23 protein-coding genes and 1 riboswitch are annotated in these 23,981 nt (G+C 68.5%); of the genes, 9 read left to right on the top strand and 14 right to left on the bottom strand.

Going from position 1 to position 23,981, the window contains the following annotated elements:
• Positions 1-3: 3 nt before the first annotated feature.
• Positions 4-519 carry a DinB family protein gene (locus ACGFIF_RS04370; RefSeq protein WP_393151313.1) on the bottom strand — a complete coding sequence of 172 codons (516 nt, stop codon included), beginning with the start codon at positions 517-519 and terminating at the stop codon, positions 4-6.
• A 94-nt stretch (positions 520-613) separates the two neighbouring features.
• A riboswitch (SAM riboswitch) is annotated at positions 614-727 on the top strand.
• Between the two features lie 16 nt (positions 728-743).
• Here ACGFIF_RS04370 and ACGFIF_RS04365 point away from each other — a divergent pair.
• Positions 744-2,108: an aminotransferase class V-fold PLP-dependent enzyme gene (locus ACGFIF_RS04365; protein ID WP_393151311.1), complete on the top strand. Its 1,365-nt coding sequence runs from the start codon at positions 744-746 to the stop codon at positions 2,106-2,108.
• Positions 2,109-2,118: 10 nt separating this feature from the next.
• Here the strand turns inward: ACGFIF_RS04365 and ACGFIF_RS04360 are convergent, their stop codons facing one another.
• Positions 2,119-4,176, bottom strand: a complete 2,058-nt coding sequence (locus tag ACGFIF_RS04360) for a prolyl oligopeptidase family protein (RefSeq protein ID WP_393151309.1) — start codon at positions 4,174-4,176, stop codon at positions 2,119-2,121.
• A gap of 10 nt (positions 4,177-4,186) precedes the next feature.
• Complete coding sequence (locus tag ACGFIF_RS04355) at positions 4,187-4,732, bottom strand: TetR/AcrR family transcriptional regulator (protein ID WP_393151307.1); 546 nt, start codon at positions 4,730-4,732, stop codon at positions 4,187-4,189.
• Between the two features lie 53 nt (positions 4,733-4,785).
• Between ACGFIF_RS04355 and ACGFIF_RS04350 the strand changes: the two genes are divergently transcribed.
• Complete coding sequence (locus tag ACGFIF_RS04350; protein ID WP_393151305.1) at positions 4,786-5,640, top strand: alpha/beta fold hydrolase; 855 nt, start codon at positions 4,786-4,788, stop codon at positions 5,638-5,640.
• Between the two features lie 72 nt (positions 5,641-5,712).
• Here the strand turns inward: ACGFIF_RS04350 and ACGFIF_RS04345 are convergent, their stop codons facing one another.
• The gene (locus ACGFIF_RS04345; RefSeq protein WP_393151303.1) at positions 5,713-7,239 is read right to left on the bottom strand and encodes an alkaline phosphatase D family protein; all 1,527 of its coding nucleotides are present in this window, start codon (positions 7,237-7,239) and stop codon (positions 5,713-5,715) included.
• Positions 7,240-7,346: 107 nt separating this feature from the next.
• On the opposite strand from ACGFIF_RS04345, the gene ACGFIF_RS04340 reads away from it, so the two are divergent.
• The 3 genes from ACGFIF_RS04340 to ACGFIF_RS04330 all read left to right on the top strand — a co-directional run bounded on the left by ACGFIF_RS04340 (position 7,347) and on the right by ACGFIF_RS04330 (position 10,464).
• Positions 7,347-8,057 (top strand): GAF domain-containing protein, encoded by a 711-nt coding sequence (locus ACGFIF_RS04340; protein WP_393151301.1) that lies wholly within the window; start codon positions 7,347-7,349, stop codon positions 8,055-8,057.
• A gap of 123 nt (positions 8,058-8,180) precedes the next feature.
• Positions 8,181-9,260, top strand: coding sequence for a fatty acid desaturase family protein (locus tag ACGFIF_RS04335; RefSeq protein ID WP_393151299.1), 1,080 nt, complete (start codon positions 8,181-8,183; stop codon positions 9,258-9,260).
• Between the two features lie 142 nt (positions 9,261-9,402).
• The gene (locus ACGFIF_RS04330; protein ID WP_393151297.1) at positions 9,403-10,464 is read left to right on the top strand and encodes a fatty acid desaturase family protein; all 1,062 of its coding nucleotides are present in this window, start codon (positions 9,403-9,405) and stop codon (positions 10,462-10,464) included.
• On the opposite strand, the gene ACGFIF_RS04325 is transcribed toward ACGFIF_RS04330, so the two are convergent.
• The 3 genes from ACGFIF_RS04325 to dapA are packed head-to-tail and all read right to left on the bottom strand — an operon-like array spanning position 10,461 to position 14,146.
• Entirely contained in the window at positions 10,461-11,492 is a 1,032-nt protein-coding gene (locus ACGFIF_RS04325; RefSeq protein WP_393151295.1) for a LacI family DNA-binding transcriptional regulator, read from the bottom strand. The two genes, ACGFIF_RS04330 and ACGFIF_RS04325, sit on opposite strands and share 4 nt — an antisense overlap.
• Before the next feature lie 30 nt (positions 11,493-11,522).
• Entirely contained in the window at positions 11,523-13,217 is a 1,695-nt protein-coding gene (locus tag ACGFIF_RS04320) for a ribonuclease J (RefSeq protein WP_393151293.1), read from the bottom strand.
• On the bottom strand, positions 13,214-14,146 hold the full coding sequence (gene dapA / locus ACGFIF_RS04315; RefSeq protein ID WP_393151291.1) for a 4-hydroxy-tetrahydrodipicolinate synthase: 933 nt from the start codon (positions 14,144-14,146) through the stop codon (positions 13,214-13,216). The genes ACGFIF_RS04320 and dapA overlap by 4 nt, the downstream gene beginning before the upstream one ends.
• 228 nt (positions 14,147-14,374) lie before the next feature.
• Here dapA and ACGFIF_RS04310 point away from each other — a divergent pair, with 228 nt between their 5' ends.
• On the top strand, positions 14,375-14,872 hold the full coding sequence (locus tag ACGFIF_RS04310) for a hypothetical protein (RefSeq protein WP_393151289.1): 498 nt from the start codon (positions 14,375-14,377) through the stop codon (positions 14,870-14,872).
• On the opposite strand, the gene ACGFIF_RS04305 is transcribed toward ACGFIF_RS04310, so the two are convergent.
• Positions 14,866-15,660 carry a metal-dependent hydrolase gene (locus tag ACGFIF_RS04305; protein ID WP_393151287.1) on the bottom strand — a complete coding sequence of 265 codons (795 nt, stop codon included), beginning with the start codon at positions 15,658-15,660 and terminating at the stop codon, positions 14,866-14,868. The two genes, ACGFIF_RS04310 and ACGFIF_RS04305, sit on opposite strands and share 7 nt — an antisense overlap.
• Before the next feature lie 187 nt (positions 15,661-15,847).
• Between ACGFIF_RS04305 and argG the strand changes: the two genes are divergently transcribed.
• On the top strand, positions 15,848-17,281 hold the full coding sequence (gene argG, locus ACGFIF_RS04300; RefSeq protein WP_393151285.1) for an argininosuccinate synthase: 1,434 nt from the start codon (positions 15,848-15,850) through the stop codon (positions 17,279-17,281).
• A 142-nt stretch (positions 17,282-17,423) separates the two neighbouring features.
• On the opposite strand, the gene paaE is transcribed toward argG, so the two are convergent.
• Genes paaE through paaA form a run of 5 tightly spaced genes read right to left on the bottom strand, consistent with a single transcriptional unit; the run spans position 17,424 to position 20,927 of the window.
• On the bottom strand, positions 17,424-18,512 hold the full coding sequence (gene paaE, locus ACGFIF_RS04295) for a 1,2-phenylacetyl-CoA epoxidase subunit PaaE (RefSeq protein ID WP_393151283.1): 1,089 nt from the start codon (positions 18,510-18,512) through the stop codon (positions 17,424-17,426).
• Positions 18,513-18,992 carry a 1,2-phenylacetyl-CoA epoxidase subunit PaaD gene (gene paaD / locus ACGFIF_RS04290; RefSeq protein ID WP_393151281.1) on the bottom strand — a complete coding sequence of 160 codons (480 nt, stop codon included), beginning with the start codon at positions 18,990-18,992 and terminating at the stop codon, positions 18,513-18,515.
• Complete coding sequence (gene paaC / locus ACGFIF_RS04285; RefSeq protein ID WP_393151279.1) at positions 18,986-19,726, bottom strand: 1,2-phenylacetyl-CoA epoxidase subunit PaaC; 741 nt, start codon at positions 19,724-19,726, stop codon at positions 18,986-18,988. The genes paaD and paaC overlap by 7 nt, the downstream gene beginning before the upstream one ends.
• Positions 19,723-20,001, bottom strand: a complete 279-nt coding sequence (gene paaB / locus ACGFIF_RS04280; protein ID WP_131351625.1) for a 1,2-phenylacetyl-CoA epoxidase subunit PaaB — start codon at positions 19,999-20,001, stop codon at positions 19,723-19,725. The genes paaC and paaB overlap by 4 nt, the downstream gene beginning before the upstream one ends.
• Positions 19,998-20,927, bottom strand: coding sequence for a 1,2-phenylacetyl-CoA epoxidase subunit PaaA (paaA, locus tag ACGFIF_RS04275; protein ID WP_393151276.1), 930 nt, complete (start codon positions 20,925-20,927; stop codon positions 19,998-20,000). Before paaA ends, paaB begins: the two co-directional genes overlap by 4 nt.
• 185 nt (positions 20,928-21,112) lie before the next feature.
• Between paaA and ACGFIF_RS04270 the strand changes: the two genes are divergently transcribed.
• Positions 21,113-22,297: a DUF418 domain-containing protein gene (locus ACGFIF_RS04270; RefSeq protein ID WP_393151274.1), complete on the top strand. Its 1,185-nt coding sequence runs from the start codon at positions 21,113-21,115 to the stop codon at positions 22,295-22,297.
• 66 nt (positions 22,298-22,363) lie between these two features.
• A complete protein-coding gene (locus ACGFIF_RS04265) occupies positions 22,364-22,978 on the top strand; it encodes a GNAT family N-acetyltransferase (protein ID WP_393151272.1) in 615 nt (204 codons plus the stop codon).
• Here ACGFIF_RS04265 and ACGFIF_RS04260 read toward each other — a convergent pair.
• Complete coding sequence (locus tag ACGFIF_RS04260) at positions 22,967-23,908, bottom strand: helix-turn-helix domain-containing protein (RefSeq protein ID WP_393151270.1); 942 nt, start codon at positions 23,906-23,908, stop codon at positions 22,967-22,969. The genes ACGFIF_RS04265 and ACGFIF_RS04260 overlap by 12 nt on opposite strands.
• Positions 23,909-23,981 lie beyond the last annotated feature (73 nt).

The following is a 23,981-nucleotide window of genomic DNA, read 5'->3' as shown; positions in this document are numbered from 1 at the left end:
CGGTCAGGCGCCGGTGGTCCCGTCCAGTTGTTCGCGGACGAGATCGGCGTGCCCGCAGTGCCGGGCGTACTCGCCGATCAGATGGATGTAGATCATCCGGAGCGTCGACTCCCTGCCCTTGAAGGTGAACCGGGCGTCCAGCGAGCGCCCGGCCGCGGCCTCGTCGGACAGCTTCCACTCCGTGATCAATCCCTCGTACGCCGCCTGCGCCTCGGCCGGATCGATCAGCTCGAAGTCCGCGTCCTTACCCAGTTCCAGCGGAAACACCGGGTCGGCGGGCTCGGTGGCGAAGTGGATCCGGAACCAGATCCGCTCGACCTTGGTCAGGTGCCGGATCAGCCCGAGCAGCGAGAGGTTCGACGGCGGGGACGGCCGCTCGGCCAACTCGGAAGCGGTCAGGCCGGCGCACTTGAACAGCAAAGTGGTGCGATAGAAGTCCAGATATCCCTGGAGAAGCTTGCGTTCAGGCGCGGTCAGCGAGCCGTCCGGTCGGTCGACGGCAGGTGCTCTCCAGGTCATGCGTTCCTCACTTGTCTCACGATGTGTTCGACTATCTCACCACATGAGATAGCCACTGGCGTTCTCCGTATCCCGTTCGTTACCGTCTTCGACAGGTCATGAGTGCCAGCGTCAAGCCCCGGCTCGCTGGCCGGCAACCCTCCTCCGCGGTGGGGTGCCCCGGGTGAAGACCAGGCCGTGCGGATACCCCGTTCGGCAAGCGCGGACTTCCTGGGAGCAGCACCATGTCGATTCTCTCCATCCTCGAGCCTGCCAGTACGACGACGCCGCGACCGACGGTCGCCCGGCTCGCCACCGGCACCATCCCCGCCACGGTCGGGTCGGACCTGCTGGTCCCACTGGCCGACGGCCGGGTCACCGACTACGCCAACTTCGACCACGGCGCCAGCGCGCCGTGTCTGGAGTCGGTCCGCGCCAGCGTCGAGGCGGCACTGCCGTCCTACGCGTCGGTGCACCGCGGCAACGGCTACGCGTCCCGCATCACCACCCAGTGGTACGAGCGGGCGCGCGCCGAGGTGCACGGCTTCGTCGGCGCCCGTCAGGACGACCAGGTGATCTTCACCCGGCAGACGACCGACGCGCTCAACCTGCTCTCCCACGCCGTACCCGCGGACGCGACCGTGATCGTGTTCGAGTCCGAGCACCACGCCGCGCTCCTCCCCTGGCCGGCCGAGCGGACCGTGCGTCTCAAAGCGCCGAGCTCCCCGAACGAGGCCGTGAGCAGCGTCGCCGATGCCCTGCGCGAAGCGCCCGAGGGTCCGCGGCTCGTCGTCGTCACCGGTGCGTCGAACGTCACCGGCGAGATCTTCCCGATCGCGGAGATCGCTGCCGTGGCCAAGGCCCACGGTGCCCGGGTCTGCCTCGATGCCGCGCAGCTCGCCCCGCACCGGCCGGTCGACATCGCCACGCTCGACGTCGACTGGGTCGCCCTGTCCGGCCACAAGCTCTACGCCCCGTACGGCGCCGGCGCCCTGATCGGCCGCGCGGACTGGCTGGACGCCGCTGAGCCCTACCTTTACGGCGGCGGCGCCACCACGGCGGTCACCGACGACCTGGTGGTCTGGGCGACCGGACCGGCCCGGCACGAGGGCGGATCCCCCAACGTCATCGGCGCCATCGCGCTGGCCTCGGCCTGTGCGGCGATCAGCAAGCACCGGGACGCGATCGAGCAACACGAGCGCAGCTTGCTCGCCCGGCTCCGTACCGGTCTCGCACAGATTCCCGGCGTCACGACGTACTCGATCTTCGGCCAGGAGGCGGACCGGGTCGGCACGGTGTGTTTCACCGTCGCCGGGCTGACCTCGACCCTGGTGTCCGCGGCGCTGAGCGCGGAGTACGGGATCGGTGTCCGCGACGGCAAGTTCTGTGCGCACCCGCTGGTCGGTCACCTGCTCGCCGACTCCCCCGAGCACGGCACGGCCGTCCGGGCGAGCCTCGGCCTCGGTACGACGCGTGAGCACGTCGACCGGCTCGTCAACGCCGTACGGACGCTGGCCACCAGCGGACCGCGGTCGGAGTACGAGGAGTCCGCGCACGGCTGTCAGCCGGCCGACGACCCGCGCGACCTCCAGGCCCCGCGGATCTGGTGACCCTCCCCTCCTACTGCTCAGGAGGAACAAGACCTACGTGGTGAGCAGCGAACGCCAGTAGGTCCGCCCATTCGGACGCGACCATCGCGGCAGGCTTTCCGAAGCCGTGGCCGGTGTTGACCTCGATGCGGGTCAAGACAGGTACGGAAGAGGACTGGGCATGCTGCAACGCGGCGATGAACTTGTGACTGTGCAGCGGCACCACCCGGTCGTCGTGGTCACCGGTGACCACGAGAGTGGCCGGGTACGCCGTACCATCGCGCAACCGGTGCAGCGGCGAGTAGGCCAGCAGATCCTCGAACTGCGCGGCGTCGTCCGGGTGCCCGAAGTCGGAGGCCCACGCGGCTCCCACTGTGAACAGGTGGAACCGCAACATGTCCATGACGCCGACGCCCGGCAGGGCGACCGCGAACAGGTCCGGGCGCTGCGTCATCGCCGCACCGACCAGCAGACCGCCGTTGCTGCGGCCGTGAATGGCCAGCTGCGACGGAGTGGTCACGCCGGTGTCCCGCAGGTGCTCTGCCACGGCGATGAAGTCGTCGAAGACGTTCTGCTTGTTCTTCAGCCGTCCGGCTTCGTGCCAGTCGCTGCCGTACTCGCCACCGCCGCGCAGGTTCGCGATCACCAGCACGCCACCTGCCGCCAGCCACGCCGGCCAGCCCGGCCGGTACTCGGCCAGGATCGGGATGCGGAAGCCGCCGTACCCGTAGAGCATGGTCGGACGTGGTGACGAGAAGTCCAGGTCGGAGCGGGTGATGACGAAGTACGGCACCTCGCGACCGGGCTCGAGCCGCCGCTCGACGGTGATCGCCGGCGACGTGAACCCGCCCGCCCCGCGGACGAGTTCGGGCAGCGCGCGGACGGCGCCGGACGAGGCCGAGACGACGTACGACAGCGTCGGGTCGGTGGCGGTCGACAGGCCGACGAAGAGCTCGTCGTGCTCCGGTGAGGCGTTGAGGCCAACCACTCCCCCGCCCGGTGCATCGACGACACGTGCATCGGAGCCGTCGAGCGCGTACAGCGTCAGCAGCGGCTGCGCATCCACGAGCGTCAACGTGGCCAGCCCGGCAGCCGTACCGCGGACCGCCTGCAAGGTGTCCGAACCCTCCGGGATGAGGTCAGTGAACTGCCCATCGAGCGAGGCGAGCACGACGCGACCACGCGGAGCGTCACGATCTGTCCGCAGTACCAGCTGATCCCCGGACATCCGCACGAACGCGATCTCGTCGGCGAACCAGTCCACCACCTTGACCGGCTCGCCGAGTCCGTCGGACGTGATCGGGAAGACCCACAGCCGGGTGGCCGGGTCGGTGCCTTCGGTGATGTGGACGACGAGATAGCGGTCGTCCTCGGACACCTCGGGCGTGATGAAGTAGCGGTCGTTGTCCGGGAAGCTCAGCACCAGCTCGTCCTCGGACTGCGGCGTACCGACCTTGTGCAGCATCAGCCGGCCGCCGGACAGCGTCTTCGTCTCGGTGCCCTCACTGCGACCACTCGCCGGGTAGTGCAGATAGAGGTACGCCGAACTGTCCGGCAACCAGGTGGCCTCGCAGAACTTGGCCTCCGTCACCGCGTCGTCCACCGGAGTGGCAGTGGCGATGTCGAGCAGCCGGAACGTCGTCCAGTCGCTGCCGCTCTCGTTGATGCCGTACGCGAAGTACTTGCCGTCAGGGCTGACCGTGAACGACCCCAGCGAGTCGGTGCCGTCGGCGGACAGCGTGTTCGGGTCGATCAGCACCCGGCCGGCGGAGAGCAGTTCGTCGAGGGACTCGGCGACGTACACGACGTCCTGCGCCTGCGTGCCGTCGTTCCGGCCGACGAAGTACCAGCCGGACTTCCGCGCCGGTACGCCGGCCCGCGGCCGGGCCAGGATCGCGGACATGGTGCGCTGGAACCACTCCCGCTCCGCGTACCCGGACAGCTCCGCCTCGGTGAACTCGTTCTGCCTGCGGACCCAGTCGACGGTATCGGGTGAGTCGGGGTCTTCCAGCCAGCGGTACGGATCGGCGATCTGGTGCCCGTGCAGCGTCTCGACCACATCGTCGCGGCGGCTCTCCGGATAGGTCATGCGGACAAACCTAACCAGCGAGTGCAACCTTGAGCAGCAGCTCATAGGTGGGTCTCGGATCGACGTCGTCGTGGCGGGCGATCCGGTGCAGGATCAGTCCCTCCGAGGCGGCCGCGATCGCCCGGGCGGCCTCGCGCGGGTTGGGCGCGCCGAGCTCGGCCAGCGCGGCGGTGGCAGTCGACTCCATCACCTCGCGGCCGCGGGACAACGCCTCGCGAATGACCGGATCGTGACTGCCCTCGAGGAACAGGATCAGCCGGGCGGTGGTCCGCACCCGGTTGATCCGGGTGATGTAGTCGAACAGCCCGCACATGGTGTCGACGAACTCGTCGGCCGTGGCCGGGCTGAACGCGGTGCCGAGCGCCTGGCTCTCGCTCTCGGTGATCCAGTCGACCACCCCGGTCAGCAGGGCCGCCCGGGTACGGAAGTAGTTCGAGGTCGAGCCCTTCGGGAGGCCGGCCTTGTCGTCGACGCGGGCATGGGTCAGGGCTCGCAATCCCTCGGTGCCGAGTAACTCGATGGCGGCGTCCAGGGCGCGAGCACGCGTTGGCGTCATGTCGTCACTATAGACATAGTGACATCGCACTATGTTCGTAGTACCGTCGAACCATGCTTCCAACACTCGATGGGGTGACCCACACCTTCGTCGATCTGCCTGGACTACGGATGCATGTGACCGAAGCCGGCAGCGGCGAGCCTGTCCTGATGCTCCACGGTTTTCCGCAGCACTGGTGGGAGTGGCGTGACGTCATTCCCACGGTCGCTCAGCACTACCGTGTGATCTGCCCCGACCTGCGTGGTGCCGGCTGGACCGACGCGCCGCGCGACGGCTACACCGGCGACCAGTTGCTCGCCGACCTGCTCGGGCTGCTCGATGCCCTGGAGCTAGACCGGGTCCATCTGCTGACGCACGACTGGTCCGGGATCGTCGCCTACCCGCTGTGTCTGAAACATCCGGACCGCGTCCGCGACCACGTGTCGATCGCGATCCCACCGCCGAACATCGACTTCGACGGAGCCATGGTGCGCAGCCTTCTTCGCCACGCCTGGTTCAACCTGGTGGTGCCCGTGCCGGGGATCGGTCCGAGGGCGCTGCGCGCCGGGCTGGCGCGCTATCTGTTGCGCGACGTCTCGACCGGCATGTCGGATGAGGACGTCGAGATCTTCGCCGAGCGGCTACGCGAGCCGGCCCGCGCTCGAGCGGGTTCCGCGTTGTACCGCCACTTCATACAGCCCGAGGGGATGAAGATGCTGCGCGGCAAGTACCGGGATCAGCGACTGACGACGCGGACCCTGGTTCTCGTCGGTTCGGACGACCCGAACGTGCGGGCCGAGTTCCTCCACGGCTACGAGCCGTACGTCGACGACCTGCGCATCGAGACGGTCGACGGGGCGTCTCACTTCGTCGTCGACGACCAGCCGGCGGCGGTCGCCCAGCACGCACTGGAGTTCTTCAAAGGTTGAGCGTCGTACCCACCCGGCCCCGGTGGGCGGCATCCCGCGCAGGCGCCGGGGCCGGGTGAGTACGACGGACCCTCAGTGGCGGGCCGGGTGGATGTCCTTGGTCCAGAGGACCGTGCCGTAGAGGTCGCGCAACGACGCGGTGAAGACGCCGGTCCGCGGGTCGATGTCGACATGGCCGAAGAACTGGTTGCCGCCGCTCGGCGGCTGGTTCGGGAAGTCGGCCGCCTTGACGAACTCGACCTTCGGCCCGAACGTCGAGTCCAGCGAGTTCGGCCCGAACGTGCCCGCGTTGATCGGCCCGGCGACGAGCTCCCAGAACGGGTCGAAGTCGGTGAAGGCCGCGCGCGACGGGTCGTAGTGGTGGGCGGCGCAGTAGTGCACGTCCGCGGTCAGCCAGATCGTGTTCCGGATCTTGCGCCGCTTGAACTGGCTCAGGACCCAGGCCAGCTCGTGCTCGCGACCGCCGGGCGCACCAGGCAGACCGTTGGCGACCGCCTCGATCTCGGTGCCGTCCGGGACCAGCAGGCCGATGGGCATGTCACTGGCGATCACCTTCCAGGTCGCCTTCGACCTGGCCACCTCGCGGACCAGCCACTCGGCCTGCTCCGCGCCGAGGATCGCGACCTCGCCGGCGACACCGGGCTTCGGGTTGGCGTCGCGGTAGGTCCGCATGTCCAGGCAGAAGATGTCGACCAGCGGGCCGTAGCTCACCTTGCGGTAGATCCGGCCGCGACCGGCCGTGTGCTCCATCGGCAGGTACTCCAGGAATGCCTTCCGCGCCCGGGCCGCGAGCACGTCGACCCGCTTCTCGGTGTAGCGGTCGTCGGCCAGGATCTCGCCCGGGTACCAGTTGTTGACCGTCTCGTGGTCGTCCCACTGGCTGATGATCGGTACGTCGGCGTACAGCGCCCGGACGTTGTCGTCGAGCAGGTTGTACTTGTACCGGCCGCGGTACTCGGCCAGCGTCTCGGCGACCTTCGAGACCTCCTCGGTCACCACGTTCTTCCACACGGTGCCGTCGGCAACCTTCACCTCGGCCGCGATCGGGCCGTCGGCGTAGATGTTGTCCCCGGAGTGCAGGAAGAAGTCCGGCCGGGTCTCATGCATCGCCTTGTACGCCGCCATGCCACCGAGCTCGGGGTTGATGCCGTACCCCTGCCCCGCGGTGTCGCCCGTCCACACGAACGACAGTCCGCGGTTGCGTCCCGGCGTACTGAACGAACCCTCGAGCGACTGGCCGCGGCGGCCGTCGGAGTCCTCGAACGAAATCCGGTAGTCGTAGCGCTGGCCCGGGCGCAGGCCCTTCAGCGGCAGTTGCGCGGTGAAGTCGTCGTCCGGGCCGGTGACCGGACCGCGCAGCCGGATCGCCCGGTCGAACCGGCCGTGGCTGGTCAGGTCGACCACCACGCGGGCGCGGCGATCGGTCCGGGACCAGACGACGGCCGAGTTCGCGGTAACGTCACCGGACATGATCCCGGACGGCAGCCCGGGCCGGTCCCGGCGGACAAGATTCGGTGTCGCGGCGGCTACCCCGGGTACTGCGAGGGATGCGCCGGCGACGGTGGATGCGGCCAGGAGCTGGCGGCGGCTCAGGTTCATGGTCCGAAGGTGCGCTGCCCCGATGACGGTCAGGTGACGACCGGGCGAACTGGGACCGAATCCGCCCGCGAGCGAGCACAATGGAACGACCGGAGGAACGGACGGAGATGAGTCGCGAACACCGGATCACGCAGGTCTTCATCGAGCTGGCCGACACGCTGGTCGACGAGTTCGACGTGGTCGACTTCCTCCGCACCCTGGCCGAGGTCAGTGTCGAGTTGCTGGACGTCGACGCCGCCGGGCTGATGCTGGCCGACGGGAACGGCGTCCTGCAGGTGATGGCGTCGTCGGACGACCAGGTCGAGTTGCTGGAACTGTTCGAACTCCAGCAGAACGAAGGCCCGTGCCCGGAGTGTTTCCGGATCGGTGCGCCGGTCGTCAACACCGACCTGCGACGGTGGCCCGAGTTCGCCGCGGCGGCAGCGGCCGGCGGATACGCCTCGGCCCATGCGGTGCCGTTGCGCCTTCGCGGGCAGGTGATCGGCGCGCTCAACCTCTTCCGGTCCAGTACGGAACCACTCACCGACGAGGACCTCGCCCTCGGCCAGGCGCTCTCCGACATCGCGACGATCGGCCTCCTCCACGAGCGGCGGCACCGCGGGCAGCAAGAGCTGGCCGAGCAGCTCCAGCACGCCCTCAACAGCAGGATCGTGATCGAGCAGGCGAAGGGCATGCTGGCCGAGCGAGCCGGACTGAGTACAGGTGACGCGTTCACCGCGATGCGCTCGTACGCACGAGGTTCAGGCCAGCGGTTGAGCGCGGTGGCGCACGGCGTACTCGACGGCAGTCTCGACACGTCCGAGCTGCTGACTCGCTAGCTGGACGACGGCTTGCGCGTACCAGTCGGCCGTGGTTCCGTTGACGGTAACAGCCACTTTCTCGTGGCGCTGCCCTGGACCCGGTGGCGCATCGACCGATGCACTCCGGAGCGGGGCGTTTTCATGTCACAGCTCGTCGCGGACGAAGATCATCCGCAGCGGCCGCAACAGCGGTACGCGAATCTCTACACCGACCTCTCGCGGACCGTCCGTGAGCTCGGACTGCTCCGCCGGCGCCACGGCTACTACTGGACCCGTATCGGCCTGGTGATCGCCGCCTTCGCGGGAGTCTGGGTCGGTTTCGGCCTGCTCGGCAACTCCTGGTTCCAGCTCCTGATGGCCGGCGCGCTGGCGCTGGTCCTCACACAGGTCGCGTTCCTCAGTCACGACAGCGCGCACCGGCAGATCTTCGACTCCGCGGCGTGGAACGACTGGACCGCACGACTGCTGGCCGGTGGGCTCGTCGGGATGAGCGCGAGCTGGTGGCGTTCCAAGCACAGCCGCCACCACCAGGCGCCGAACCAGCTGGATCGCGACCCCGACATCGGCGCCGGAGTCGTGGCGTTCACGCCTGCGGGCTTCACCGAACGCCAGGGTTTGGGCGGCTGGCTCACCCGCCGCCAGGGCTGGCTGTTCTTCCCGCTGCTCACCCTGGAGGGCCTGAACCTGTACGTCTCGAGCCTGCGCCATCTGCTCCGCCGGTCCGCGTCCACCGTGGAGCGGATCGAGGCCGCGATCATCCTGACCCGGCTCGGCGGCTATCTCGCGGTGCTGTTGCTCCTGTTGCCGATCGGCAAGGCCGGCGCCTTCCTCGGGCTCCAGCTGGCCGTGTTCGGGATCTGCCTCGGCGCGTCGTTCGCCCCGAACCACAAGGGCATGCCACTCGTGCCGGCCACGATGAAGCTCGACTTCCTGCGACGCCAGGTGCTGATGTCGCGCAACATCCGCGGCGGCGTGATGGTCGACTTCGCTCTCGGCGGCCTCAACTACCAGATCGAGCACCACCTGTTCCCGAGCATGCCCCGGCCGACCCTGAAGCAGGTCCAGCCGATCGTGCGCGAGTACTGCGAGCTGCACGACGTCAAGTACACCGAGGTCGGCCTGTTCTCGTCGTACCGGATCGTCATCGACTACCTGAACAACGTCGGCCTCCGCGCCCGCGACCCCTTCCAGTGCCCGCTCGTCGAGCTCTACCGGAAGTGAACGGCGCTTTGCCAAGCCGACCTCGCCGGGCCATCTGACCGCAGGCCCGGCTTCACGATCGCTTGGTCCTGATCCCCCATGATGAGGTGGCGGCTGCCTCGGTCCCGGTGGCGCATCTCGACCGGTGCACACTGGAGGACGAATGACACAGCACGCCCTGGGCACCCAGCAACGGTACGTCAGTCTCTACACCGACCTCCTTCAGACCGTGCGAGAACTCGGCCTGCTGCGACGCCGTCGGGCTTACTACTTCACCCGGCTCGGCCTGGTTCTCACGGCGCTCTTGGCCATCGCCGCGGGCATGGTCCTGGTCGGCGACTCCTGGTACCAGCTGTTGCTGGCCGGTGCGCTCGCGCTCGTTCTCGTCCAGGTCGCGTTCCTCAGCCACGACAGCGCGCATCGGCAGGTCTTCGACTCGGCGGCCCGCAACGACTGGCTGGCACGCATCCTGGCGGGCGCGATCGCCGGCATGAGCGTCACCTGGTGGCGGTCCAAGCATTCCCGGCACCACAGCGCACCGAACCAGATCGACAAGGATCCTGACGTCCAGCTCGACGCCATCGCCTTCCACCCGGATGCGGTCGCGAAGCGCGGGCGACTGGGCCAATGGATCGCCGCGCGCCAGGGCTGGCTCTTCTTCCCGCTCCTGACGCTGGAAGGGCTCGGCCTGCATGCGTCGAGCGTGCGGCACGTGCTCCGCCGCGACGCGAACCGGCTGGACCGCGTCGAGGCCGCGATCGTGGTGTCGCGGATCGTCGGCTATGTGGCTGCCCTGTATCTACTGCTGCCGGCCGGGAAGGCCAGTGCCTTCCTCGGGCTGCAGCTCGCGGTGTTCGGTCTCTGCCTTGGTGCCTCGTTCGCGCCGAACCACAAGGGCATGCCGCTCGTCCCGGCCGGTATGAAGCTCGACTTCCTCCGCCGCCAGGTGCTGACGTCACGCAACATCCGCGGCGGCGTCCTGGTCGACTTCGCGATGGGCGGGCTGAACTACCAGATCGAGCACCACCTGTTCCCGAGCATGCCCCGGCCCACCCTCAAGCGGGTCCGGCCGATCGTGCGCGAGTACTGCGAACTGCATGGCGTCGCCTACACCGAGGTCGGACTGTTCGCGTCGTACCGGATCGTCGTCGACTATCTGAACAACGTCGGGCTCAAGGCCCGGGATCCGTTCGACTGCCCACTGGCGACGCAACTGGGGCGTTAGCCGGGCGGAGGGATCTCGCCTGACCCGCGGATGGTGAGCTTCACCGGGACCCGGACGGTCCGGCCCGGGCGGTGCGGCTCCGGAAGGCGCTCGGTCATCAGCTGGATCGCCGTCCGGGCCATCACGTCGGCCGACTGCGCGACCGCGGTGAGCCCGGGGCTGAGCAGATCGCCGAGGGCGAGATCGTCGAACGAGACCAGCGCGACCTTGTCCCGCCGGCCGGCGAGACCGCGCAGCACCTCGGCCGTCGTCATGTTGTTTGCCGACAGCAACGCCGTGGCCGGCTCCGGACGATCCAGTACGGCGGACAGCGTGATGCCGATGCCCTCGGTCGTCGGCTCGGACAGGTGGACCAGGTCCTCGTCCACCTCGATCCGGTGCCGGGCCATCGCGGCCCGGTAGGCGACGACGCGTTCGCGGGCGGTGAAGATCCGCTCGTCGTCACCGAGGTACGCGATCCGCCGGTGACCCTGCCGGACCAGGTGGTCGATCGCCTGGTCGATCCCGCCGGCGTTGTCGGCCAGGACGGCGTCCGCCTCGATCCCGTGCGCCGGACGGTCGATCGTGACAACCGCCATACCGGCGTCGACATGTGGCGCGAGGTAGTCCTGGGTCTCCCCGATCGGCGCCATGATGAGCGCGTCCGGCCGGCGGGCGACGAACTCCAGGCAGACCTCGCGCTCCCGGTCCGGGTCCTCGTCGGTCAGACCGATCATCACCACCGAGCCGGACGACCGGGCCCACAGCTCGACCGCGCGGCCGAGTGAGGCGAAGAACGGGTCACCGATGTCGCGGATGACCACCGCGATCGTCCCGGTCTTGCCCCGGCGCAGCATCCGGGCGCTCTCGTTCGGGGTGTAGTTGAGCTCCTTGATCGCGGCCTGGACCTTGGCGGTCAGCTCCGGGCTGACGTTCGGCTCCTCGTTCACCACCCGGGAGACCGTCTTCAGCGCGACCCCGGCCCGGGCCGCGACCTCCTTCATCGTGGGCCGGCGCTGACCCGCACCGTTCACACCGCTGATCGTCATCGCCGGCCCCTCTCTCCCCTGTTGTTCCGTTCAGCTCTCGACGACGACCGGGATGATCATCGGACGGCGGCGGTGGGTGTCACTGACCCACTTGCCGACCACCCGGCGGATCACCTGCTGCAGCTGGTACATGTCGTCCACGCCGCCGCCGATCGCCTTCTCGATCTCTGCCTCGATCTTCGGCTTGAGGTCGTCGAAGACAGTGTCGTCCTCGGCGAACCCGCGCGCCTGGATCTCCGGCCCGGCTGTCAGTTTGCCGGTGACAGAGTCCATCACGGCGATGACCGAGATGAAACCCTCGTCGCCGAGAATCCGGCGGTCCTTCAGCGAGGTCTCGGTGATGTCGCCGACCGTGGACCCGTCCACGAACACGTAGCCGCAGTCCACCTTGCCGGCCACGACGGCCTTGCGATCGATCAGATCGACCACCACGCCGTCCTCCACGACGACCACGTTCTCCGCCGGGACGCCGGTCTGGATGGCCAGCTCCGCGTTCGCGTGCAGGTGCCGGATCTCGCCGTGCACCGGCATCACATTGCGCGGCTTGACGATGTTGTAGCAGTACAGCAACTCGCCCGCGCTGGCGTGACCGGAGACGTGCACCAGGGCGTTGCCCTTGTGGATCACGTTCGCGCCGTGCCGGGTCAGCCCGTTGATCACCCGGTAGACCGAGTTCTCGTTGCCCGGGATCAGGGACGACGCGAGTACGACGGTGTCACCCGACTGGATCTGGACGACGTGGTGGTCGTTCGCGGCGATCCGGGACAGCGCCGACATCGGCTCGCCCTGGGAACCGGTCGAGACCAGCACGACCTGCTCCGGCGGGTAGTTGTCCAGCTCGCGCATGTCGATCAGCGTGTCGCCGGGCACGTTCAGGAAGCCCAGATCACGGGCCACACCCATGTTGCGGACCATCGACCGGCCGACGTACGCGACCTTGCGACGGTGCTTCACGGCCGCGTCCATCACCTGCTGGACCCGGTGCACGTGCGAGGCGAAACAGGCGACGATGATGCGCTGGTTCTTCGCCTTGGTGAACACGCCGTCCAGCACCGGCGCGATGTCGCGCTCGTGCGTGGTGAAACCGGGCACCTCGGAGTTGGTCGAGTCGACGCAGAACAGGTCCACGCCCTCCTCGCCGAGCCGGGCGAACGCGCGCAGGTCGGTGATCCGGTTGTCCAGCGGCAACTGGTCCATCTTGAAGTCGCCGGTGTGCAGCACCAGGCCGGCCGGCGTCTTGATCGCCACCGCCAGCGCGTCCGGGATCGAGTGGTTGACGGCGATGAACTCGCAGACGAACGGGCCGATCTGGAGCGACTCGCCCTCGACCACGGTCTGCTGCGGCACGTTGCGGTGCCGGTGCTCCTTCAGCTTGCCCTCCAGCAGCGCGAGCGTGAGCTGCGAGCCGATGACCGGGATGTCACCCCGCTCGCGCAGCAGGTAGGGCAGGCCGCCGATGTGGTCCTCGTGGCCGTGGGTCAGAACGACGGCGACGATGTCGTCCAGCCGGTCCCGGATCGGCTGGAAGTCCGGCAGGATCAGGTCCACACCGGGCTGGTTCTCGTCCGGGAACAGTACGCCGCAGTCGACGACCAGCAGCTTCCCGTCGTACTCGAACACCGTCATATTGCGGCCGACCTCGCCGAGGCCGCCGAGCGGGATCACCCGCAAAGCGCCCGGTGCCAGTGGTCCGGGCGCGTCGAGATCTGGATGGGGATGGCTCATGCAATCAGTCCTGCCGTCTTGAGGTCGGTGGTGAGCCAGTCCACTTGCTCGGCGGTCGCCTCAACCAACGGCGACCTGAGTGTCGCGTGCTCGATGACGCCGGCCAGCTTGAGCGCGGCCTTCACCATGATGGCGCCCTGGGTCCTGGTCATGATCGCCTCGACGGCGGGCACCATCCGTCGATCGATCTTCTGTGCGGTGGCGAGGTCGCCGGCCACCACGGCGTCGATCAGCTGCCGGTACGGCTCACTCGCGACATGCGCGACGACGCTGGCGACGCCGACCGCACCGATCGCGAGCCAGGCGAGATTCAACTCGTCGGCACCGCAGTAGTAGAACAGATCGGTGTTCGCCAGCACCTTGGTGGCCCCGGCCACGTCGCCCTTGGCGTCCTTCACCGCGACGATCCGCGGGTGCTCGGCGAGCGCGATCAGGGTCTCGGTCTTGATCTCGACACCGGCCCGGCCGGGGATGTCGTAGACCAGGATCGGCAGGCCGGTGGCGTCGGCGACCGCGGTGAAGTGCGCGCGCAGCCCGTCCTGCGGAGGCTTGTTGTAGTACGGCGTCACGACCAGCAGACCGTCCGCACCGGCGGCCTCGGCCTGCTTCGCGCACTCGATCGTGTGCGCGGTGTCGTTGGTGCCGACCCCGGCGACCACCTTGGCCCGGTCACCGACCGCGTCGAGCACCGCCTTGACCAGCTGGACCTTCTCCTGGTCCGAGGTGGTCGGCGCCTCGCCGGTGGTCCCGTTGATGATGAGTGCGTCGTTGCCGCGGTCGACCAGGTAGGTGGCCACCTTCTGCGCAGCATCGAGATCGAGCGAGCCGTCGGGCCGGAACGGGGTGATCATCGCCGTCGTCAGGCGGCCGAACGGCAGCTTCGCTGCCGCGGCTGAAGATGCTGAGGCAGTGCTCGATCCGAAAGACATGGGGCTCAGATTACCGCTCCGCAGCCTCGGAGAAATGAGTAGGCCTGATGGCTGTCCGCTCGGGGGTCCGGGCAGCCACCAGGCTCACTCGTCCTATCGGGCCGGGCCAGGCAGTCGTTACAGCTTCCGGCAAAAAAGTCAGGAAAAAATTCTGTGAATACTCTCTGCTGTCCGAGCGTCGCTGATTGTCGATCATTCGATGACGCTCCGGGCCGCTAGTCTCTGCCGGTGCCCACTGTCTCTCCCGCGCAGCGATCGCTGACCATGACCGCGAGCGCCCTGCTCGGTGCGATCCCGCTCATCACGCTGACCCTGTGGTTCGTCCTGGCCGCCGATGGGATGGGGGACTTCCCGCCCACCTGGGCACCGTCGGTCGTGCTGCTCGCCGCCGCGCTGGCCTACGCGTTCTGTGAGCTGGCCGGATTCCGGACTCCCCCGCTCCAGCACAGCGGCCGGCCGGCGGCCGAGATCGAGGCGGAGTCGTGGCGGCGGTTCACCACGTCGACGTTCCTCCGGTTCGCGGTTTGCGAGGCCGTCTTCCTGATCTCGATACCGCTCGCGTTCGTGGTCGACAGCTTCTGGGTCGTGCTGATCGGGGCCGTGATCGCGGTGCCGCTGGTCTTCTGGGAGGTGTGGCCGGGGTCGCGGAACCAGCAGCGATTCGCGGCCTCCCTCGAGTCCGGCGGCGTCCCGTCGTACCTGACCGGTCGAGTCCAGGACTACTGACCCGCGATCCAGATCGACGTTGCGTCGAAGAGTTGCTCGACTGCTTGGAGAGCACCGGGCAGGAGGAGTACGGCGGCGCCGAGCAGGAGCGGGACGATGATCAGGCGCTCGAACCAGCCGTTGGTACGGAACCGGAGTGGGCGCGGGAGGCGGATCTCGTACCAGGTCTCGCCGCGGATCGGCAGCGGCCACAGCCACGGGCAGCCGGCGCGGGTCAGGCTGTCGCCGAGGCAGTGAACGAACATGCCGAGTCCGACAGCCACTCCGATCCAGCCGCCGATCCCGCTCAGACCGGCTTGTACGGCGTCCGCGGCCGTCGTACCGGGTAACGCCGTACCGGTGACTGACCAGGCGGTCGCGCCGAGGACGAGGGTGATCAGCCAGTCACCTAGTACGTCGGCTGCCAGCAGCAGACCGGTGACGGCTACGGCGAGGACTGCCCATTTGCCGCGGTCACCCGCGCTGGCCGCGAGCATGCCGAGCAGGATCGCGGCGACGAGGGTGTGGGTCGCGTGGCGGTGCTTACCAGTGCTGTCCTCGTCGCGCGGGCCCTTGGTGAGGTTGTAGAGGACGCTCGAGAAAGCGCGGACCGCTTCCGAGATGATGCGGGTCAGCGGGCCGACCAGGCGGGACGCACGAGCACCCGGGTGATCCAGGTCCGGCACCAAGGCGTACCCGGCGGTCGCCGCCGCGAACGGCACCACCTCGGCCACCGTGGTCAGCCCGATGAGCGGCGCCACCACCAGCCCGGCACACCACCCCGACAACGCATGCGACCGCCCCATCATGGCGTCCCACTCCCCTCACCTCACCGAACCCTCATCCTCCCAATTCCACCCCAACTTCCCCACCAGCCACGCTGACCACTCAGTCACAACCCACTCGCGGCGAGAGCAACCGGATCTGCGCCAACGCGAACTCCCCCTCGCATGCGGCCGGTTTGCATAATCATTCAGGGGAGTGCATACTTTTCCTGTGTCCAAGGTTCTTACTTCTCTGCCTGTTGGTGAGCGGGTCGGCATCGCCTTCTCCGGTGGTCTCGACACGTCGGTCGCGGTTGCGTGGATGCGGGACAAGGGCGCCGTCCCCTGCACCTACACCGCCGATCTCGGTCAGTACGACGAGCCCGACATCGCCTCCGTCCCGGGTCGCGCCACGGCGTACGGCGCCGAGATCACCCGCCTGGTCGACTGCCGGGCGGCACTGGTCGAGGAGGGCCTGGCCGCGCTGGCGTGCGGTGCGTTCCACATCCGGTCGGCCGGGCGGACGTACTTCAACACCACCCCGATCGGGCGGGCGGTGACCGGCACCCTGCTGGTCCGGGCGATGCTCGACGACGACGTCCAGATCTGGGGTGACGGGTCGACGTTCAAGGGCAACGACATCGAGCGGTTCTACCGGTACGGCCTGCTCGCGAACCCGTACCTGCGGATCTACAAGCCGTGGCTCGACGCTGACTTCGTCTCCGAGCTCGGCGGGCGGAAAGAGATGTCGGAGTGGCTGGTCGCACACGGCCTGCCGTACCGGGACAGCACCGAGAAGGCGTACTCCACCGACGCGAACATCTGGGGCGCCACCCACGAGGCGAAGACGCTGGAGCACCTCGACACCGGGATCGAGACCGTCGACCCGATCATGGGCGTGGCGCACTGGGACCCGTCGGTCGAGATCTCGCCGGAGGACGTCACCATCGGGTTCGAGCAGGGCCGGCCGGTGACCATCAACGGCAAGGAATTCGGCTCCGCGGTCGACCTGGTGCTGGAGGCCAACGCGATCGGCGGCCGGCACGGCCTGGGGATGTCGGACCAGATCGAGAACCGGGTGATCGAGGCCAAGAGCCGGGGGATCTACGAGGCTCCCGGGATGGCTTTGCTGCATGCGGCGTACGAGCGGCTGGTCAGCGCGATCCACAACGAGGACACGCTGGCGAACTACCACAACGAGGGCCGGCGGCTCGGGCGGCTGATGTACGAAGGCCGCTGGCTGGACCCGCAGTCGCTGATGCTGCGGGAGTCGCTGCAGCGGTGGGTCGGTACGGCGGTGACCGGTGACGTGACGTTGCGGCTGCGGCGGGGTGAGGACTACTCGATCCTCGACACCAGCGGCCCTGCGCTCAGCTACCACCCGGACAAGCTGTCGATGGAGCGGATCGAGGACTCCGCCTTCGGCCCGGTCGACCGGATCGGCCAGCTGACCATGCGGAACCTGGACATCGCCGACTCGCGGTCCAAGCTCGAGCAGTACGCCGGGCTGGGTATGTTCGGCAGCTCGAACCCCGCGCTCGCGTCCTCCACCGACCTGATCGGCCCGATGCCCACCGGCGGCGCCGAAGCCATCGCCTCCCGCGGCGAGGCAACCGAAGAAGACGAACTCCTCGACCGCGCCGCCATGGAGTCGGGCACCGACTAGCTTCTCGCCTGTCCACCCTGACCGGCTGCTTCCTCTGCGGCCGGTCAGGCCCGCTCCCCCACCCGCCGCTGCGGCCGAGTTGGAACGAGCGCAGAGCCTTTCCCCCAACCGGGGTGGGTGGCCGTGCGCTGCGTGCCGGGTCCTACGCGTCGAAGTCGAGGGTTACTTTAGGGGTGGTGGGGTGGGATTGGCAGGTTAGGACGTAGCCGGCTCGGAGCTCGTCGGGTTCTAGGGCCCAGTTGGTGTCCATGCGGACCGATCCTTCGAGGACTTTGGCGCGGCAGGTGCCGCAGACGCCGCCCTTGCAGGCGAAGGGGGCGTCGGAGCGGACCACGAGGGTTGCGTCCAGGACGGCCTTGGAGTGTTCGGCCAGGGGGAAGCTCGAGCGGCGACCGTCCAGGATCACAGTGACCTCGGCGGCGTTCTCGTCGACCGGGGCCTCCTCGACCGGAGCCGTCGGAGCCTCGTCGCCGACGTGGAAGAGCTCGGCATGCACGTGCTCACGCGGAACACCTTCACCGAGCAGCAACTCCTGCGCGCCGACGACCATCGCGTACGGCCCGCACAGGAACCACTCGTCGACACTCCCGATCGGCAGGATCGTGGTGAACATCCGGCCCAGCCGCTCGGCGTCGATCCGGCCGCTGAACAACTCCACCTCGGTCGACTCCCGCGACAACACGTGCACCAGGTGGAACCGTTCGGCGTACCGGTCCTTCAGATCGGCCAGTTCGTCGGCGAACATCACCGACCCGGCCGTCCGGTTGCCGTAGAGCAACGTCACCCGGCTCATCGGTTCGGTGGCGAAGATGGTTGCGATCAGCGAGAGCACCGGCGTGATCCCGCTGCCCGCGGCGACGAACGCGTAGTGCCTCGCATTCGCCGGATCGAGCGTCGTACCGAACCGGCCGAGCGGCGTCATCACCTCAAGCTCGTCGCCGACCTTCAACTCGTGCGCCGCGTACGCCGAGAACTCGCCGCCCGGGATCCGCTTCACGCCGATCCGCAGTACGCCGGACCCGGCCGGTGAGCAGATCGAGTAGCTGCGGCGGACGTCTTCACCGGTACGGCGGATGGTCAGATGCTGACCCGCGGTGAACTCGTACTCGTCCACCAGCTCCGGCGGCACGGAGAACGTGATCGCGACCGAGTCGTCGGTGATCGCCTCGATCGCGGCCACCTTCAGCGGATGGAAGACCGCCCTCCGCCGGGGCGCCACAGTCGTCGTCATCTAGATCGCCTTGAAGTGATCGAAGGGCTCCCGGCAGCTGTTGCACCGCCAGAGCGATTTGCAGGAGGTGGAGCCGAAGCGGCTGAGCTCTGTGGTGTCGGGCGAGCCGCACAACGGGCACCGGATCGTCAACGACAGAAGGACAGGCCCACCAACAGCGCGACGACCAGTTGGCGGGGCGATGCCGTACTCGGTCAGCTTGGCCTTACCGGCCTCACTCATCCAGTCTGTCGTCCAGGCCGGCGAGAGCACGGTCTCCACCCGCCCGTCCACGTGCAGGGCCTGAAGCGTCAGCTCGACCTCGTGCCGGATCAGGTCCATCGCCGGACAGCCCGAGTACGTCGGGGTGATCGTCACGACGACCTCATCGCCGTCATGACGCACGCCGCGCAGCACTCCGAGGTCCGCGATGGTCAGCACGGGGACCTCCGGGTCGGCGACCTCGCCCACCGCTTCGAGGATCGCCGTGTCGGTCACCATGTCGCCCCCGGATGCGAGCGAGCCACGTGCTGCAGCTCGGCGAGCAGAAACCCGAGGTGCTCGGTGTGACGACCAGTCCGACCACCTGTGTGCTGGTACGACGCCTCCGGCCGGCTGCACGTGGATTCGTCGATCACTGCCAGGACCCGACGCGTCCACTCGTCCTGCAACGTCGACGGGTCCACTGCGACGGCAAGACGGCGTACCACGTCGTCGGACTCGAACATCTCCGCGGTGTAAGGCCAGAACCCCTCCAGCCCGGCCTGCATCCGGCGGTGACTCTCCTCGGTCCCGTCCCCCAGTCGCAGCACCCACTGGGTCGCGTGGTCGACGTGGTATGCGACCTCCTTGACCGCCTTGCCCGCGACACCGGCCAGCATCTCGTCGGCACACCCGCGCAGCTCTTCGTACAGCAGGTGCTGGTACGTCGCGAAGTACAGCAACCGAGCCATCGCCGTCGCGAAGTCGCCGTTCGGGAGCTCGCACAGCTGCAGGTTGAGGAAGTCACGCTCGTCCCGGAAGTAGGCGAGGTCGTCCTCCGACCGCCCCTCCCCCTCGACCTGACCGGCGTACTGCAGCAGCGATCGGGCCTGGCCGAGCTGGTCGAGGCCGATGTTGCCTAGGGCAACGTCCTCCTCGAGCTGCGGGGCGGCCGCGATCCACTCGGCGGTGCGCTGTGCGGAGATCAGCGCGTCGTCGCCGAGGCGGAGGGTGTAGGTGAAGAGGTCGTTCACAGGTGCTCGACGCCTTCCGGGACCTGGTAGAAGGTCGGGTGCCGGTAGACCTTGTCACCGGCCGGGTCGAAGAACTCGTCCTTCTCGTCCGGGCTCGACGCGGTGATGTCGGCCGCGCGCACGACCCAGATCGACACACCCTCCTGCCGACGGGTGTACACGTCACGCGCGTTGCGGAGCGCCATCGTCGCGTCCGGCGCGTGCAGGCTCCCGACGTGCGTGTGCGACAGTCCACGACGCGACCGGACGAAGACCTCCCACAGCGGCTCGATCATGCCGCACTCCCCTGAGCCTGGTCAGCCTTCTTCGAGGCGTACGCCGCCGCGGCCTCACGGACCCAGGCACCGTCCTCATGCGCCTTCACCCGATGTGCGAGCCGCTCCTGGTTGCAGGGCCCGTTGCCCTTCACCACGTCGTACAGCTCGGTGTAGTCGGGCTCACTGAAGCGGTAGTGCCCGGTCTCCTCGTCGTACGACAGGCCGTCGTCGGGCACACGAAGACCGAGTACGTCGGCCTGCGGGACGGTCATGTCGACGAAGCGCTGGCGCAGTTCGTCGTTGCTGTGCCGCTTGATCCCCCACGCCATCGACTGCTCCGAGTGCGTCGACGCGGAGTCCGGGGGCCCGAACATCATCAGCGAAGGCCACCACCAGCGGTCCAGTGCGTCCTGAGCCATCGCCTTCTGCGCTGGAGTGCCGTTGCACAGCGTGTGCAGGATCTCGAACCCCTGTCGCTGGTGGAACGACTCCTCCTTGCAGACCCGGACCATCGCCCGCGCGTACGGCCCGTAGGAGCAGCGGCAGAGCGGGACCTGGTTCACGATCGCGGCACCGTCGACCAGCCAACCGATCGCGCCGATGTCGGCCCAGGTCAGGGTCGGGTAGTTGAAGATGCTGGAGTACTTCTGCCGGCCGCTGTGCAGCAGGTCGAGCAGCTCGGCCCGATCCACGCCGAGCGTCTCGGCGGCGGCGTACAGGTAGAGCCCGTGACCGGCCTCGTCCTGCACCTTGGCCATCAGGATCGCCTTGCGGCGCAGCGACGGGGCGCGACTGATCCAGTTGCCCTCCGGCTGCATGCCGATGATCTCCGAGTGCGCGTGCTGCGCGATCTGCCGGATCAGGGTCTTGCGGTACCCGTCCGGCATCGCGTCCCGCGGCTCGATCCGGCCGTCGGCGTCGATGGTCGCCTGGAAGCTGTCCATGCCGGTCAGCATAGCCGAGTTGTGACACTTTCTGTCCAGATCAACGCAGAAGTGTCACAAAGTCGGACGGAGGGTGGTGGTAGACCCACCCCCGGAAGTGGTGGCAGCGCGCTGGGTCCACACCGGGTCCGGCCGGGAGTATTTCAGTGCAAGGTTTACACAGTTTCTCTGAAGGGGTGGACCCCGTGACCACGTTGACTCTCCCGGCCGCCGATCACCGTGGGCCGGTCACCGGTAAGGAACGCGCCCTCGCACCCGACCTGATCCGGGGCGCGATGCTGCTGCTGATCGGGCTGGCCAACAGCGCCAACTTCGCCTTCGCCGGCCAGCCGGGCGTCGAAGGTACGCCGCACGGCCTCGAGCGCATCCTCAACTTCCTCAAGCTCACCCTCGTGGACGCCCGGGCCTACCCGGTGTTCGCGGTGATGTTCGGCTACGGCCTGGTCCAGCTGGCCCGGCGGCAGCGGTCGGCCGGCGCCACGACGAGCGCCGTACGGCGGATCCTGCTGAAGCGGAACGGCTGGCTGATCGCGTTCGGCGCCGTCCACGCGACGCTGCTGTACTTCGGTGACTTCCTCGGTGCCTACGGGATCGTCGGGATCATCTGCACGCTGTTGCTGCTCAACCGCGGCGGCAAGTTCCACCGGATCGTGGTCGGCATCTGGATCATCGAAGTCCTGTACGTCCTCTACGCCGGCGTCCAGGCGTGCGTCGCTGTGGCGAACAGCTCAGGTCCCGCGCATCCGCTCACCAACAGCCCGAACCCTTCGCTCGCGGCTTCGTCCTACGGCGCCAGCCTGGTCGACCGGTTGCACGAATACCCGATGCACACCGCCAGCGTGATCGGCTTCATCATGGTCGTCTGGCTCGGCATCTGGGCCGCGCGCAAGCAGATCCTGGAGAACCCGGCCGCACACCGCACGCTGCTGAAGGGTGTCGCCATCGTCGGCCTTGGCATCACGATCCTCGGCGGACTGCCGCTCGCGCTGGTCGGCGCCGGCTGGCTGCACGTCGACTCGGCTGCGGTCGATGCGTTGAGCTACCTGTCGCATGTGAGCGGCATGTTCGGCGGGCCTGGGTACGTCGCTCTGTTCGGTCTGCTGGTCGCGCGGCTGACCCAGCTGACGCTGCCGGTCCGGGCGATCGCCGCACTGGGTCAGCGGTCGATGTCGGGCTACCTGTTCCAGTCGGTCTGCTGGATGGTGCTGCTGGCGCCGTTCACCCTCGACCTGCAGTTCGGGAGTACGGCGTACACAGCGGCTCTGGTCGCGATCGGTGTGTGGATCACCTCGGTGATCGGCGCCTACGCGATGAGCCGGCGGGGGTACCGCGGCCCGGCCGAGACGCTGCTCCGGCGGCTTGTCTACTGACCGCCCAGTGCCTCAGCGGCAGGACCAAGTGTCCTGCAGCTGAGGCGCTTTGCGAGGATGGTGCCCGTGAGTGACGACTTCGGCGTACCGGAACCTGCCAGCCTCTCGGATCTGTCCGGCGCGAACGAGAGCCCGGTGGCGGAGACGAGTGTGCGCCTGGCTCTTCCGGCCGAGGCGAACGAGATCGGCGAGATCCAGGTCGCGTCCTGGCGGGCGTCGTACGCCGGGCTGCTGCCGGTGGATGTGCTGGCCGATCTGAACCCCGCGCAGTTCGCCGCCCAGTGGCGGGCCGCGCTGATCGCCCCCGGCGAGGCGCGGAACCGGGTCATGGTCGCGCTGGCCGGCCGGACCCTGGTGGGCTTTGCCGCGATCACGCCGTCGGACGACCCGGACGGCGATCCGCAGCGGGACGCGTTGATCGCCGAGCTCGCGGTCAAGCCCGAGGCGACCCGGGCCGGCCACGGCTCGCGGCTGCTCAACGCGGTCGTCGACACCGTCCGCGCCGACGGCTTCAGCCGGGTCACCGTCTGGGTCAACTCGACCGACGACGTCGTCCGCGCCTTCTACACCGATGCCGGCTGGGCCCCCGACGGCGCCCACCGCGAGCTCGACCTGTACGGCGACGAGTCCGTCCGGATCAAGCAGATCCGCCTTCACACCGACCCGGGTTCAGCCGACTGACCTCAGCGCGAACCGCCGGCGGTAATCGCTCGGTGTCAGGCCGGTGGTGCGTTTCAGCTGGATCCTGAGGTTGGCCGCCGTACCGAGGCCGCAGTCCCTCGCGATCGCCTCCAGCCTCACCTCGCCGCGTTCGAGCAGGCGGCAGGCGAGCGCCACCCGCTCGCCCGTCAGCCAGGCCAGCGGCGTAGTCCCCAACTCGGCCTGGAACCGCCGGTGCAGCGTCGCCTGACTCACCGCGGCGCCGGCGGCGATGCCGGCCACCGTCAGCGGACTCCCCAGTCGCTCCCGCGCCCACTCGAGCACCGGCGCCAGTGAGGTGTCCGCGACCGCCGGCACCGGCTGGTCGATGAACTGCCGCTGCCCGCCGTCCCGATGCGCGGTGAAGACCAGCCGCCGACTCACCGCGTTCGCGACCTCGGCGCCATGGTCGCGCCGGATCAGGTGCAGCCCGAGGTCGAGGGCCGCCGCGCTCCCGGCCGCGGTCAGTACGTTGCCGTCGTCAACGAACAGGACATCTGGCAGCAACTCGATCCGCGGATACAGCCGCCGGAAGGCCCCGGCCCAGCGCCAGTGGGTCGTCGCCCGCCGGCCGTCCAGCACCCCGGCCGCCGCCAGGGTGAACGAACCGGTGCAGAAGCTCACCAGCCGCGCTCCCCTCCGCTCGGCCCGCCGGACCACCTCCAGTACGGCGGCCGACGGCGGCACCTCGGGGTCGGGGCGATTGGGCACGATCACCGTGTCCGCGCGATCGGCCTGGTCCAGTCCGGCGACACCGGTCAGCGTGAAGAACCCCGAATGCATGCGGACCGACGGGTCCGGCGTACACAGGCTGAACTTGTACCACTCCCGGTCCAGCTCGGGCCGGCGCAGGCCGAACAGCTCGGTCGCGACGCCGAGCTCGAACGGGTTCGAGCCCTCGTCGACGATCATGGCGACATGATGCGAGGATCCTTTCGGCATCTGCCATTTCTAGCACTCACACCCGCTCCGCGCACCCAGGAAG

Source organism: Kribbella sp. NPDC049174 (assembly GCF_043197365.1).
Classification (GTDB): domain Bacteria; phylum Actinomycetota; class Actinomycetes; order Propionibacteriales; family Kribbellaceae; genus Kribbella.
Note: the sequence above shows the minus strand (reverse complement) of the source record. Positions and strands in the feature narration are given on the sequence as shown.